This window comes from Paenibacillus sp. 453mf, assembly GCF_900116105.1.
Classification (GTDB): Bacteria; Bacillota; Bacilli; order Paenibacillales; family Paenibacillaceae; genus Paenibacillus; species Paenibacillus provencensis.
In genome coordinates, this window is the sequence record NZ_FPAC01000001.1 from 607,292 (window position 1) to 621,670 (window position 14,379).

A 14,379-nucleotide genomic window follows, 5' to 3' on the forward strand; every position below is an offset into this window, starting at 1 on the left:
CACATGTCTGCTTCATAGCAGCATGTGCTTTTTTAACGCTCGCCATATCAAAATCCAATTTACGGTAAATAATTGAACGAAACAATTTTTTATACTTGAAGGGACATATTAAGGGTTGATTGTTTCTGGGGGAGACACGCTTGTGCCCCCAAGCAATAAACATAATTTGTGGAGGTGGATTAGCATATGATTAAAACTCCTCTCGACAAACAATCGCGGCTTCTCCTATTTATTAATGGGCTGTTTGTTCTTGCTGGTGCTCTGTCTGGTACTTTTCTTAATGTTTTTCTATGGAAAAGCAAACAAGATTTTGCCATGATCGGCTGGTTCACCATCAGTCAACAAATTGGGCTGGTATTCACGTTTTGGCTTGCTGGGAAATGGGTGAAGGAACACAACAAAATGAATGCGCTTCGGTTGGGCATTTTGTTATCGGGCATGTTCTATCTGCTTGTCCTTGGTTTGGATAAGCATGCAGTGGATTATATCTGGCCGCTAGGCTTACTGCTTGGAGCGTCCCTTGGATTGTTTTGGCTTGCCTTCAATGTCGTTTACTTCGAGGTCACTGATCGTGATAATCGTGATGTCTTCAACGGCTGGGTAGGCTTGATTGGATCATTTGTCGGGATTATTGGCCCATGGATTTCAGGGATGATCATCTCCTTGTCCTATGCAAACCAAGGGTATCGGTATATCTTCATGATTTCTCTGCTCGTATTTGGAATAGGTGTTTTGTTCAGTTTTTTCTTAAAGAAAAGGAAAACGGAAGGCACGTACAGCTGGAAAGAGCCTATCAAGCAATTAAGCGAAAAGGGGAACCCTTGGAGATGGGCAGCTCCTGCACTTGCTGCTCAAGGGATTCGAGAGGGGGTATTCTCATTCTTGGTGAACCTGCTCGTGTACATTGCGACAACGCAAGAAGCAAAGCTGGGACAGTTTTACCTGATCACCTCCTTCGTAGCGTTAATTAGTTACCATGTGGTTGGGAAATGGTACAAGCCGGGTTATCGCTATTACGGGACTCTGGTTGGTGCGGCTTTACTGTTCTTCTTCACAATTCCACTATTATGGACTGTAAATTACGGAACGCTACTTCTGCAAGGGGTAGGCTCAGCTATTTTCATGCCATTTTATATTCTGCCCATGATTTCATCGGTGTTTGATTTGATGGGAACGAGCGGTGAGAATGTGTCCAAGAGGGTTGAGCTTGTCGTATTGCGAGAAATTTGTCTAACGCTCGGGAGAGTAGTCGGCATTGTTATCTTTATTGTTGTTCTTGAGATTAATCAATCAACTCAGACAATCACCTGGCTTATGATTATTCTGGGTCTGTCTCCTGTACTAAGCTGGTTTATAATCCGAAGGCTGTTACAGGTTCAGCCGGTCAACAAATCAGCAGCAAAGTGAGCTCATGTGCATAGCACATAATCATTTGTTCGACAGGACAAGCTACGTTAGGCGCTATGTAAAGATCCCCTTGAATGGATAAGTGCTATTCAGGAGGTCAATAAACTGTACTTTCTTAAGGAGGATATTATGCAATCACAACAGATGCAGGCCATTACCGGTAAAGAACTCAGTTATATAAGCGATTCATTGTCCAATGAAAATTTGCTGATTAAACAGTGTGCTGCCACAGCAGCAAGTATTCAGAACCATGCGATTATACAAGTCCTCGAGCAGCATATCATGGCGCACAAACAGCATGCAGATACGCTGATTCAGTCACTGGAGCAGCATCAACCATTGGCACCGACGCAACCTATGAGCTAACGAAGGAGGAATACACATGAACAATCAGCAAAATAATCAATTTATGCCCGAAACCGATCTGATGCAATCCATTCTAGATAACCTCAAGAGAACGGTAAGAGAATATACGACAGCTACTACAGAAGCCGCTTGCCCTGAAGTTAGACAGATGTTCACCAATCTCACGATGGACACGCTCAAGCTGCAAGGTCAAATATTTAACGCAATGCAGCAGCATAATATGTATCAGACACCGGGCAACGCACTTCAAATGGATCTGAACAAGGAGATCCAAACGCAAATGCAGACGAAGCAGGAACTTGCGCAGTTTATTCAATCTAAAAATGTTGCAGCAGGCAATGCTCCCTATGTACAAAAGCCCAACGTCGATTTACACACGCCGAATTACATGTAAGGCCGATGGTGGCTGCTTGAAGTTGACACTTCTTTTAAATACGCAGCAACGAAATTTGTCCAATTCACTCGAAAGCCGTTATCTTCTGTTGATTAAAGGGAGATACGGTTTTTTTATTTGCAGTAATAATAAATTCATGTAATATTATACTTAATCTTCGATAAGAAGTGTTGCATGGCCCGTTAGAGCGGACCCGTATAACCACTGGAGGGAAATGCATGACAGAACTCAATGATTTGAAATTGAAAGTACTTGATTTGCTCAAAGAAGATGCAAGAAGAAGCCCTGCACTGATCGCGACGCTCCTTGGAGCCTCGGAGGAAGATGTGAAGAGTGCGGTAGCGGAACTTGAAGAAGACAATGTTATCGTTAAATACGCAACGGTTGTAAACTGGGACAAAGTGGATGATGAGAAGGTAACCGCCCTAATTGAAGTACAGATTACACCGGAGCGCGGCAGAGGATTTGAAGGGATTGCGGAACGTATTTACTTGTATCCACAAGTCAAATCGGTGTATCTCATGTCCGGCGCGTATGATCTTCTTGTCGAAATTGAAGGACGCAATCTGCGTGAAGTGGCTAACTTTGTATCCGAGAAATTATCACCGATCGATTCGGTGCTATCGACAAAGACGAACTTTATTCTGAAGAAGTACAAACAAGACGGCATTATTTTTGAACCGCATCAAGAAGATAAGCGGCTCTTGATTTCGCCATAAAAGGAAGTATGAGATATGTTAATTAACCAAGATCAGCAGAAGGATGCACAACCTAGGTCGATGAGTTCTTATCTCGCTCCTCGTGTTCAGCAAATCCCGCCCTCGGGGATCCGGAAGTTTTTTGATCTCGTAGGTGATAACAAAGGAATCATATCACTTGGTGTGGGTGAGCCGGATTTCATTACCCCTTGGCATATGCGCGAGGCCTCAGTATATTCACTCGAGCGCGGATTTACAAGCTATACTTCAAACGCTGGAATGCCAGAGCTAAGAGAAGCGATCAGCGAATATCTGGATAAGAACTTCCATACGCCTTATGACCCTAAGGATGAGATCGTTGTTACCGTAGGAGGCAGTGAAGCCATTGACCTTGCTTTGCGAGCATTGATTGTTCCGGGAGATGAAATCCTCGTACCTGAACCATGTTATGTAGCTTATTCACCTATCGTATCCATTGGCGGGGGTGTTCCAGTAGGCGTCGAGACCAAGGCAGAGAATGATTTTAAGCTGACGGCGGAGGCACTCGAAGCCAAGATTACCCCCAAATCAAAAGTTCTTATATTGTGTTATCCAAGTAACCCGACAGGGGCAACGATGACATATGAGGACTGGCTGCCCATTGCAGAAGTTGTGCAAAAGCATGATCTAATCGTCATATCCGATGAAATTTATGCGGAGCTTACTTATAATCAAAAGCATGTCAGTTTTCCTTCAATTCCAGGAATGCGTGATCGTACGATTCTGGTGAGTGGATTCTCCAAGGCTTTTGCAATGACCGGATGGCGGATTGGTTATATGTGCGGACATGCTGAACTGATTTCGGCAATGCTCAAGATTCACCAATATACGGTAATGTGCGCGCCATCCATGGGACAAATTGCAGCGCTTGAAGCATTAACAAACGGCTTGGAAGAGAAGGACCGGATGATTGAATCTTACAATCAGCGCAGACGGTTGATCGTTCAGGGTTTTAGAGATATCGGACTGGATTGCCATGAACCGCAAGGAGCATTCTATGCGTTTCCGAGCATCCAACAGACTGGTTTATCGTCGGACGATTTTGCTCAGCGACTGCTTACGGAAGGAAAAGTAGCTGCAGTTCCTGGAGGTGTTTTTGGAGCTGGAGGAGAAGGCTTCATACGCTGCTCTTACGCTACATCTTTAGCTCAGCTTAATGAGGCTTTGGAAAGAATCGGAAATTTTGTTTACAAACATGAGAATCAGGTTTAATAAATATGTAAGCATAACAAATATTTTCCGAAAAATGTCACTTTTATCACTGTTATATGTTAAGTTGTATGTTATAATCCATTAGGATATAGATTCTGGGGAGGGGTTACCTTGTTTTGTGCTGAATATGATTTGCCGACATATCGTGGTCAATATGCTGTTGATAATGAAAGCAGCGGAACTTGGCTCACCAACTCGGAGAAAGCATCTTCTCGTAGTCTTTCTTTGGAAGATGAAATTCATATCCTGCGCAGCAAGATGGAACGAATCTTTCTGGAAGAGAAGTCATTTACTTCGGACGTTGTGATCGAAATCAGCAGTTTGCTGGATTTGAAAATCAATGAATATATGAAAGCCTATCCTAAAAAAGCTTAGCTTATATGATGTATAGAGAAGACCCAGCCAAGGGTCTTCTTTTTTTGTCTATCTCAGTTGTGATATGATGTGAAATAAGGGAAAAAAGGAGGAGTCATATACATGCGAGGCAGATGGAGTATGGCAGCTATATTGGCATTATGTGTCGGAATTTTATCTGGCTGCGGCAGTGAAGATAAGTTCTCCATATTTATGATTGACAACCAAGGTAATATGTCTGTTATTGCCGAAGAACTTGAGACAAAACTGCAGGAGAAGATCGGAGAAACTCCTGTAATAGAAATCTCTGCCAGCCCGATGTATTCCAAGGAAAAAATATTGGTGGAGTATGCAGCAAGGGAACATGATCTCATTATTTTGCCGGAAGAGGATATGAAGATGTATGGCAGAGACGGTTCCAATATTCCCCTCGAAAATGATTTCGATCAGGAAACATATAGCCGCGGCGTCTTCGAAGGAGGGACGTACACCCGAGATGAGAACGGCGATCTGTCTAGTGACCCTGTCGTAGGGGAGCACTTATTCGGAATTCCGCTCGAAGAAATGTCGATGTTCATAGATTTGCAGTATGCAGCGAAGAATCTGTTTGCGACGATTCCAATCTCGACTCAGGATGAGCAAATGTCTATCGAAGTTTTAAAGGCGCTTACAGAATAGGACGAAGGAACTGCTCAGCAGGGCTGTAATTTATTTTTGAGGTAGGTGGTTTTATAAAATGCTGATTATGGTAACAGGTGGATTAAGCAGCGGTAAAACCCGATTTGCCCTTTCCTACGCCTCAAGACTAGCCCGTGAAGGGATCTATGTTGCAGCAACTGACAATCATGACAGGCTCGATGAGCTGAGAGCACCTGCCAGACTTCGTACATTACATATAAATGCTGGACACTCACTGCCGGACGTGCTGGATCATATTAATCGTGAATCCAACTTGTTTGCAGCGGAGAGACGAATCGTCGTTGTTGATAGCTTGACGGCTTGGCTCGCAGGTGAAATGAAATTATGCTGGAATACAGCAGATCGAATGAAAATCAAGGATAAAGTGGAATTGTTAAAAGACGTTATTGTATCCTATCAGGGATTGCTTCTCATCGTGACAAATGAAATGCATGGAAGCCTCCACCCTTCCGAGGAAGAGAAATGCTTTGTCAGCTGGATGGCTGACGTAAATCATCTGATTGCTTCAAGAAGTGACCAGGTATTTGTACTGAACTCAGGGATTGCGGCGGAAGTCAGCAAGGGTCAGATACGCTATTAATTGGAGGGAAATAATGAAAATATATACCAAGTCGGGAGATAAGGGCAAAACATCGGTTATTGGTGCAAGAGTGTCCAAGGATGATGATCGAATTGAGGCTTATGGAACGATCGATGAGCTCAACTGCTTTGTAGGTCAGGCAATCAGCCTTGCCGAAACCGATTCGAAGTACGATGATCTGTGTAGAGAGTTAAGTCAAATCCAGCAGGAGCTGTTCGATTGCGGATCAGACCTTGCTTTTGTAAAGATTGAAGAAGGGAATTACAAAGTATCTGCTGAGCTCGCTGGCCAGCTTGAAGAGTGGATCGATCTCCATCAGGAAGAGAATCCTCAAATTGAGAGGTTTATTATTCCAGGTGGGAGCCCATTTTCTTCAGCCTTGCATGTGTGCAGGACGGTATGCCGGAGAGCAGAACGTCGCGTGGTAACACTGGGTTCACATACGGATATTAATCCAGCTGTAAGGCTGTATATGAACCGCTTGTCGGACTATTTCTTTGTGATCGCCCGTACAGCTAACGTTCGTGCAGGCATTTCTGACGTTGAATATATTCGAAGTAAAAAGGTGTTCCGCAGTAAATGAAAACGTATTATGAACCTATTATCTATACCGTACAACCAGAAGATGAAGGGATGCTGCTGAAGACGATCCTGCAGCGCAGACTAGGAGTTTCACGTAAGCTGATGTCGAAGCTTAAGCTGACAGAACAGGGGATACAGTTAAACGGTGAAAGGGTATATATTAGTGTCAAAGTTCGTAACGGAGATCTTGTAGAGCTGCGTATGGAGAAGGAAACATCGACAGATATATTGCCCGAGAATATTCCCTTCGACATATTGTATGAGGATGAGCATCTGCTCGTCGTGAACAAGCAGGCCGGGATTATTGTTCATCCGACGCATGGACATTATACGGGAACGCTTGCGAATGGAGTTGTCCACTATTGGGAACAAAAAGGGGAACAGGTTCGCTTTAGACCTGTGCACCGGCTGGACCAAGAAACTTCAGGCGTGCTATGTATCGCCAAGAACCCCTATATTCATCAGCATATTTCAGAACAAATGATTGCGGGCACTGTTGATAAATACTATACGGCCATTGTGTTTGGTAATCCTGTGCCTTCTGAGGGAGTCGTGGATGGACCGATTGATCGCGATCCGAATGAGCCTCATCGCCGGATCGTAACGGCGGATGGTTATCCTGCTAGGACTTTATATCAAGTAGAAACAGTATATAAATGGGCCAGTAAAGTACGCATCAAGCTTGAGAGTGGACGCACGCATCAAATAAGAGTCCACATGAAGCATGTGGGCTGCCCGTTAATCGGTGATTCGTTCTATGGACAAGCTGAACCGGATTGGTCTGACTCGTCCAAGGCGCTGCTTGCACTGGGTCACACTTGGATTGATCGTCAGGCGCTTCACGCGAGCGAGCTAACAATCGTTCATCCAATTACAGGCCATAGAGTACGGTTTATCGCTCCACTGCCTGAAGATATACAGGCATTGGATCAGAAGCTAAAGACAACAATTGATAGTTATTAATGAGGAGAAATTAACGACATGAGTAAACTGACAGTATATCAATATGCAAAATGCGGCACCTGCCGCAAAGCTGTTAAATGGCTGGAAGAGCGTGGGCATGAGCTTACGCTGATTCCTATTTTTGAAGAGCCTCCAGCCCCAGACAAATTAACAGAGCTGGTTAATAACAGTGGGCTGGATCTCAAAAAGTTCTTTAACACCAGCGGCGAAGTATATAAAGAAATGAACCTGAAGGACAAGCTGAAAGAGATGTCCAGCAAGGAGCAAATCGAGCTGCTGGCCGCAAACGGCAGATTAATCAAGCGTCCGATTGTTACTGACGGCAATAAAGTATCTGTAGGCTTCAAGGAGGAGCAGTACCAGGATATGTGGAGCTGATTGCCAATTTTAGCATAAGGAAGCAGCGTTCTTTCTAAGCGATTAACCCCCAACAGTGGATGTAGCTGTGCTATAATACGGGGAGTAAAGATTAGGATGGAATAGAACAGGAGCGTTAACAATCGTGAGTATAGAAACAAAAGATCAATCGGTATTATTAGTCGATGGTATGGCAGTGTTGTTTCGGGCGTATTATGCTACAGCTTCAGGCGGTTATATTAGACGGACCAAGGACGGTATTGCAACCAATGCGGTATATGGATTCATCCGTTATTTCTGGGATGCAGTACAGACCTTTAATCCGACACATGTGGTATGCTGCTGGGATCTTGGCGGCGGAACGTTCCGCGGCGAACATTACGCTGAATACAAAGGAAACAGACCAGAAGCTCCGGAAGATCTTGTACCACAGTTTACTATGATTCAAGAAGTAATGGATAGCTTGGGTGTTCCAAATATTAGTGCTGCTGGTTATGAGGCGGATGATTGTCTAGGTACACTCAGCCGTTCATACAATGAAGAGCTGGATATGAATGTGATGATCCTGTCTGGCGATCATGATTTGCTTCAGCTTGTAAACGAACGAACCAAGGTTATTATTATGAAAAAAGGTCACGGCAATTATAAGGTATATACTCCGGAATCGTTGTATGAAGAGAAGCAGCTGCATCCTCGGCAAATCATTGATATGAAGGGCTTGATGGGAGATGCAAGCGATAACTATCCGGGCGTGAGAGGAATCGGAGAGAAGACTGCGATGAAGCTGGTCCAAGAGTACGATTCCATTGAAGGAATTCTTGAGCATATGGATGATCTATCTCCCTCAATTCGCAACAAAATTGAAGCAGATATGGATATGCTCCATTTATCACGCAAGCTTGCGAGAATCCATTGTGAGGTTCCTGTTGCTTGTTCGCTTGAGAACAGTCTGCTTGTTCTGGATCATGCGCAGATCATCAGCAAATTTGAAGAGCTGGAGATGAAGAGTCTCTGCTCATTGATGGGAGTAGCGATCGGCTGAGTAAGCTTCTTCTTGCTGATCAGGATTTACTAGTCAATATGGAAGTGGAGTGCTGGCTGTTAATGGCCGGCACTCTTTTACATAAAAAATAGCATATTACCGATTGACCTAAAATCGATTTCGGGAGATGATAGTATTTGAGTTACATATCCTGAAGGTCCAAACATGTCGGTAAGCGATTACATAAAAGTGAAAGCAAATGATAGACGGAGGCGTTTAAATTGACGAGCGATGTTGCATCTTCCCGTGTGGTTTCGTTAAATGTAGGAAGTAAAGTAAAGATGATGAATGGCAGCAAGGAGATATATTCAGCGATATTCAAATCCCCTACAGCGGAGCAGCTGTTCTTATCCAGAACAGGATTTCATGGTGATGAACAAGCAGATCTAGTCAATCATGGTGGTGCAGACAAGGCGGTATGTGTCTTTAACCATCAAGCATACGCTGTGTATGAAGATTTGCTGGGACGTGCTCTAGATCCTGGAGCGTTCGGCGAGAATGTTACGGTATCGGGATTTGGTGAGACCGATGTATATATCGGGGATACTTTTCAGCTGGGTGAAGCGGTCGTACAGATCAGCCAGCCCCGGGTGCCATGCTTTAAGCTTGGACTGAAACATCAGCACAAAGAGCTTCCGCTTCATTTTCAGACGACGGGATTGACAGGCTACTATTATCGCGTATTGACAGAGGGCAATGTGTCTTCAGAGGATTCCTTGACGCTGCGAGCAAGAGAACAGGATTCCTTAAGTGTAATGGAGGCTAATGTTATAATGCATCACCGGAAGTCTGATATTAGCTCTATTAAGAAATTGCTATCGCTCTCCGCTCTTGCAGCAAGCTGGAAAGAAACACTCAGCAAACGGCTGGCAAAGCTGGAGACAACCTAGAACGATAACGGAGGGGTAATCATGGGAGTACTTGGTGCAATAGAAGCTGGAGGAACCAAATTTGTATGTGGTGTAGGCAATGAGCAGGGTGAGGTATTTGAAAGAGTCAGTTTTCCGACAACTACGCCGGAAGAGACGATGGCTCAAGTCATTTCTTTTTTTGAACAGCATGAGATTGAGGCGCTTGGTGTAGGCTCTTTTGGACCCATTGATCCCATCAAATCGAGTCCTACATATGGTCACATTACGACAACACCAAAGCCCTTTTGGGGCGGTTATAATATAATCGGGAAATTGAAAGCGCATTTTCAGGTTCCGATGAATTTTGATACAGACGTTAATGGAGCAGCTTTAGGGGAATATACCTGGGGAGCGGCAAAAGGACTGGACAGCTGTATTTACATCACGGTAGGTACCGGCATTGGGGCAGGAGCCGTAGTGTCCGGGCAATTGATCCACGGCTTGTCACATCCTGAAATGGGGCATATTAGTGTAAGACGTCATCCCGATGATACCTACGAAGGATTTTGTCCATATCATGGCGACTGCCTGGAGGGGATCGCTGCAGGTCCTGCTATTTCTAAACGTTGGGGCAAACAAGGGATAGAGCTTCCTGCAGATCATCCGGCATGGGAGATGGAGGCTTATTATCTGGCTCAAGCTTTGGTAAATTACGTTCTGATTCTCTCTCCGCAGAAGATTATTATGGGCGGCGGTGTCATGAAGCAGGAGCAGCTCTTCCCTCAAGTGAGAGCACAGCTGAAGAAGCTGCTCGGAGGATATGTACAGCATCCAAGCATTATGGAGCGAATCGATGAATACGTCGTTTATCCTGAACTTGGTGATAATGCAGGGATCTGCGGAGCGCTAGCGCTGGCCAAGCTGGCCAAAGAAGAAGACGTAAAAATTGAATTGGGCTTGAACTAGAACAATTAGAATTTTGACCGCATAGCATTTATGTTCTTGAAATATTTATTAATTATGGTATGATGTTGACTAACAGAACAGTACGGAATCCAAGAGGAAGCACCTCTCTCGCATTTATATGTGGGAGGGGTGCTTTTTTTGTTGTTTTATCGTACGTGCTGGGCTGACTTAAGGAGGAGGGCAAAAGGCTATGAAGATTGTATTTATGAATCAGCTTTCAAATACGGCTCCTGGAGTGGAAGTGAATTATGCACAGTTGTGGATTGGAGAAGAAGAAGGATTGTGGAAGCTGGGCTGGAACAAGAACAGTTTGGATGAAGATGTGTCAGACATCTGGTATGAAGGTACCTCATGGAATGAGATGATGCATATTTATCGCTTGCAGCTGGCAGTCAAAATGAGTGAGGGATATAGACCCCTCATTGAAGGTGTGTTTCATGAAGCAGGTGACACAAGGACGAGAAATCAAGGAGCGACCAAGCTGCAATGCTATAGTGAACTCTACGGACGTGAAGAGTTATACCAGGAATTGTGTGTATGGCGGAGAAGGAAGGCTCAGACAGAGCGTAAAGCCCCTTATTTTATTGCCAGCAATCGGTTGCTTCGAATGATCAGTGCCTATGTTCCGCATACGCTGGAGGAGCTGCGCGAGCTGCCTGGTGTCGGTGATAATAAGGCGGCTGAGTATGGGGAAGAGATACTAGCTATTACTGTAAATGAAGCAAGAGAGCATGCATTTCCGCTAGATTGGGTAAATGAAGTGCTGAATGAAGAGGAGTATGAAACCTGGGTATTCAAGCAAAAGGAGCAGAAGTATAAGCAAGAGCTGGAACGTTTTACTCTGAAGAAGACTGTACTAACAGGTATTGCAAGCAGTCTTTCCTTGGATGAGATCAGTACAAGCTCTGGATTGACACGAAGAGAATTGGTCGATTTTCTTGAGGAGCTGGAGAAGGGCGGATATGATACAGAAGCGCTGATTGCCAAGGAGCTAGTATGGATGACCGATGAAGAGCAAGAGCTGATATGGAATGCATATGACGAGCTGGGCACGGGCTTCTTGAAGCCGGTGCTGCAGCGTGTATATGGCGAAGATCCTACTTCTGTCGGGCCGCTTGATCAGCTGTACGAGCGTCTGCGTATGGTTCGCATTCGGTTTAGAAGACAGACAGAAGCAGATCGACAGGTCGGATAGATTATCAAAATAAAGGGTCCGAACTCTGTCTAGGACAGCTCCGGACCCTTACGTATCCATATGATAATGACGAAGATTTCATATCCAGTCTTTCTTGCGGAAGATCCAGTACATGGATAGACCGAGTACGACGATCACTCCAATGACGATAAAATAAGCATATTTATAATTTAATTCCGGCATGTTGTTGAAGTTCATCCCATAGATTCCTGTGATCAAAGTTAATGGCATGAACACCGTAGTGATCGCGGTGAACACACGCATAATTTCATTGGCACGGTTTGAAATACTAGATTGATAAGCCTCCCGCAAGTTACCCATCAGATCACGGAGCGTATCGAACGTTTCAGATATTTTCACCGCATTTTCATAAATGTCGCTGAAATATTTCTGTAACTGGTCATCAATAAGCCGCAGATCTTTTTTGTTGAGCGTATTGATGACTTCTTTTTGTGGCGACAATGCCTTTCTTAACCACAGAATTTCGCCTCGAAGTCCAATAATTTCGTTCAGATGCGACTTCTTGGTATGCATCAGAATGTCTTCTTCCAGCTCATCAATCCGTGCTTCAAGCCGGTCACCGACTGTAAAATAATTGTCGACGATCGAATCGACGAGGTAATACAGGAAACGGTCAGGTGTGCTGACTTCTTCTTCCCACAGTATAGGCTTGAGTGTGCGCAGCTCATTGACCTTCTGCTTCGTAACGGTAATGATGTAATGTCGTCCAAGAAAAAGGTTTACGGCACGCAAAAATATTTCTTCATCATCAAACCGGATGCTGTTAACGACGATAAAATAATGGCTTTCATATATTTCAAGCTTTGGACGCTGTTCTTCCTCACTGAGACAGTCTTCAACGGCCAGATCATGCATGGAGAAGAGCGGCTGCAGCACAGCCAGATCATCGACATCTGCATCAATCCAGTAGAATCCTTCAGCGGGAGGAGTAATGGTATCTTCAATGTTGTCAAACGGAGTAAAAACCCCTTCATTCACCAGTCTTATTTTCATGTGTATCCACTCCTTATTAATCTCCCGTAAACAGCTGAATAGCGAAGGAAAGTGAACGCATCAGTGCTGGACAGGTGAAGGGCCACACAAATTAAGCAGGTATAGAGAAGAGGATTCGCTCGTAAAATATGCGCTCCCGTCCATCCGGCAAGCTGATGGTACATCCTATATGGTTATCTTTATTCGGCTGCCAGTTAGGCCTCGGGTCGCCTTCCATTTTACGTCACCCCATCATTTTTTATATTTAACACTTGACTAGTATAACGCTCTCGAATTAAGCAATCAAGAATGAAAATATTACACTATTTTATATAGGCAGTCTATGTATATTAAGCGAAACGGGTGCCTCATCTTCCTGGGCTGTCGTCTGATCCAATTTTTGAAATTCCAGTTCTTGACGAATATCGCACTAATCATTATAGTAATGATTATATGACAACAAAATATAGCGAAATCTTATCAAGAGTAGGTGGAGGGACTAGCCCGATGATACCCGGCAACCGGCAAATATGCACGGTGCTAATTCTTGCAGTCGTCTGATCTTATTATTAAGGCTACAGACGAATTGAGAGATGAGAGAGGCGCATTTTCGAATACGAACAGATGACCTTTCTCGATTACCGAGTAAGGTCTTTTTGTGTTAGGACGAAATATTCTCGCTCCCCCATGCTCTCATGATATTCGCTCTTCAAACACCACTAAAGGAGGAGTATTAATGCCAATTAAAATTCCAGACGCTTTACCAGCCAAGGAAGTGCTTGCAGGAGAAAACATCTTCGTCATGGACGAAAGCCATGCGTACAAGCAGGATATCCGGCCCCTTCGTATTGGGATACTGAATCTCATGCCTACGAAGGAAACGACCGAAACACAGCTGCTCCGCCTGATTGGTAATACACCAATTCAAGTCGATGTTGTGCTCATTCATCCCAAGTCTCATGTATCCAAGAACACGTCTCAAGAGTATCTGGATATGTTCTACAAGACATTTGACGAGATTAAGCATCTTCGCTTTGACGGCATGATTATTACTGGAGCGCCCGTTGAGCAAATGGATTTTGAGGAAGTCACCTATTGGGAAGAGATCCAGCGGATTTTTGAATGGACCAAAACGAATGTAACCTCTACAATGCATATATGTTGGGCCTCACAAGCCGGTCTATACCATCACTTTAATGTGCCGAAGGTGGGCCTTCCTGAAAAATGCTTTGGCGTGTTCCATCATACGATCAACAAATCTCATGTGAAGCTGCTCCGAGGCTTTGATGAAGTGTTCCTCGCACCGCATTCACGGCATACGGAAGTGACAAGAGAGGATATTGAGCAGGTCCCTGGTCTTGAGATCCTGTCCGAATCAGAGGAAGCTGGGGTTTATATCGTAGCTACTGAGGATGGGAAGCAGATTTTTGTAACAGGCCATTCCGAATATGATCCATTATCTTTGAAATGGGAGTATGATCGGGATAAGGACAAAGGGCTTGATGTGAAGCTACCGTATAACTATTTTCCAAATAATGATCCTTCAAAGGTCCCGCCATCGACCTGGAGAGCCCACGCCAATCTGCTCTTCTCTAACTGGCTCAACTATTATGTATACCAAGAGACGCCGTATGATATTGGACCACAAATTTAAGTTGAATTCTACCTAACTTAGAGGAGG

17 protein-coding genes and 1 riboswitch are annotated in these 14,379 nt (G+C 44.3%); of the genes, 16 read left to right on the plus strand and 1 reads right to left on the minus strand.

Annotated elements, in window-relative coordinates; all coding sequences use genetic code 11:
* Window positions 1–189 precede the first annotated feature (189 nt).
* The 15 genes from BM415_RS02885 (at window position 190) to BM415_RS02955 (ending at window position 11,705) form a co-directional block, all read left to right on the plus strand.
* On the plus strand, window positions 190–1,407 hold the full coding sequence (locus BM415_RS02885) for an MFS transporter (protein WP_091159011.1): 1,218 nt from the start codon (window positions 190–192) through the stop codon (window positions 1,405–1,407).
* 129 nt (window positions 1,408–1,536) lie between these two features.
* Window positions 1,537–1,773 (plus strand): hypothetical protein, encoded by a 237-nt coding sequence (locus BM415_RS02890; RefSeq protein WP_091154387.1) that lies wholly within the window; start codon window positions 1,537–1,539, stop codon window positions 1,771–1,773.
* A 16-nt stretch (window positions 1,774–1,789) separates the two neighbouring features.
* Window positions 1,790–2,167 (plus strand): spore coat protein, encoded by a 378-nt coding sequence (locus BM415_RS02895; protein WP_091154390.1) that lies wholly within the window; start codon window positions 1,790–1,792, stop codon window positions 2,165–2,167.
* 218 nt (window positions 2,168–2,385) lie between these two features.
* Entirely contained in the window at window positions 2,386–2,886 is a 501-nt protein-coding gene (locus BM415_RS02900; RefSeq protein WP_091154392.1) for an Lrp/AsnC family transcriptional regulator, read from the plus strand.
* A 15-nt stretch (window positions 2,887–2,901) separates the two neighbouring features.
* Window positions 2,902–4,116, plus strand: coding sequence for an aminotransferase class I/II-fold pyridoxal phosphate-dependent enzyme (locus BM415_RS02905; RefSeq protein ID WP_091154394.1), 1,215 nt, complete (start codon window positions 2,902–2,904; stop codon window positions 4,114–4,116).
* A gap of 111 nt (window positions 4,117–4,227) precedes the next feature.
* Window positions 4,228–4,491: an aspartyl-phosphate phosphatase Spo0E family protein gene (locus BM415_RS02910; protein WP_091154400.1), complete on the plus strand. Its 264-nt coding sequence runs from the start codon at window positions 4,228–4,230 to the stop codon at window positions 4,489–4,491.
* Window positions 4,492–4,593: 102 nt separating this feature from the next.
* The gene (locus BM415_RS02915; RefSeq protein ID WP_091154403.1) at window positions 4,594–5,148 is read left to right on the plus strand and encodes a hypothetical protein; all 555 of its coding nucleotides are present in this window, start codon (window positions 4,594–4,596) and stop codon (window positions 5,146–5,148) included.
* A gap of 58 nt (window positions 5,149–5,206) precedes the next feature.
* A complete protein-coding gene (locus BM415_RS02920; protein ID WP_091154404.1) occupies window positions 5,207–5,749 on the plus strand; it encodes a bifunctional adenosylcobinamide kinase/adenosylcobinamide-phosphate guanylyltransferase in 543 nt (180 codons plus the stop codon).
* 13 nt (window positions 5,750–5,762) lie between these two features.
* Window positions 5,763–6,332 carry a cob(I)yrinic acid a,c-diamide adenosyltransferase gene (locus tag BM415_RS02925; RefSeq protein WP_091154406.1) on the plus strand — a complete coding sequence of 190 codons (570 nt, stop codon included), beginning with the start codon at window positions 5,763–5,765 and terminating at the stop codon, window positions 6,330–6,332.
* The gene (locus tag BM415_RS02930) at window positions 6,329–7,294 is read left to right on the plus strand and encodes an RluA family pseudouridine synthase (protein ID WP_091154408.1); all 966 of its coding nucleotides are present in this window, start codon (window positions 6,329–6,331) and stop codon (window positions 7,292–7,294) included. The genes BM415_RS02925 and BM415_RS02930 overlap by 4 nt, the downstream gene beginning before the upstream one ends.
* Before the next feature lie 18 nt (window positions 7,295–7,312).
* Complete coding sequence (locus tag BM415_RS02935; RefSeq protein WP_091154410.1) at window positions 7,313–7,672, plus strand: arsenate reductase family protein; 360 nt, start codon at window positions 7,313–7,315, stop codon at window positions 7,670–7,672.
* A 130-nt stretch (window positions 7,673–7,802) separates the two neighbouring features.
* Window positions 7,803–8,693, plus strand: a complete 891-nt coding sequence (locus BM415_RS02940) for a 5'-3' exonuclease (RefSeq protein WP_091159013.1) — start codon at window positions 7,803–7,805, stop codon at window positions 8,691–8,693.
* A gap of 281 nt (window positions 8,694–8,974) precedes the next feature.
* Complete coding sequence (locus BM415_RS02945; protein ID WP_091159015.1) at window positions 8,975–9,583, plus strand: MOSC domain-containing protein; 609 nt, start codon at window positions 8,975–8,977, stop codon at window positions 9,581–9,583.
* 21 nt (window positions 9,584–9,604) lie between these two features.
* Entirely contained in the window at window positions 9,605–10,510 is a 906-nt protein-coding gene (locus BM415_RS02950) for an ROK family protein (protein WP_091154412.1), read from the plus strand.
* A gap of 190 nt (window positions 10,511–10,700) precedes the next feature.
* Window positions 10,701–11,705, plus strand: a complete 1,005-nt coding sequence (locus tag BM415_RS02955) for an HRDC domain-containing protein (protein WP_091154416.1) — start codon at window positions 10,701–10,703, stop codon at window positions 11,703–11,705.
* Between the two features lie 78 nt (window positions 11,706–11,783).
* Here the strand turns inward: BM415_RS02955 and corA are convergent, their stop codons facing one another.
* A complete protein-coding gene (gene corA, locus BM415_RS02960) occupies window positions 11,784–12,719 on the minus strand; it encodes a magnesium/cobalt transporter CorA (protein ID WP_091154419.1) in 936 nt (311 codons plus the stop codon).
* Between the two features lie 453 nt (window positions 12,720–13,172).
* Window positions 13,173–13,298: riboswitch (SAM riboswitch) on the plus strand.
* Window positions 13,299–13,434: 136 nt separating this feature from the next.
* Here corA and metA point away from each other — a divergent pair.
* Window positions 13,435–14,352, plus strand: coding sequence for a homoserine O-acetyltransferase MetA (gene metA / locus BM415_RS02965; RefSeq protein WP_091154422.1), 918 nt, complete (start codon window positions 13,435–13,437; stop codon window positions 14,350–14,352).
* The last annotated feature ends 27 nt before the right edge of the window (window positions 14,353–14,379 follow it).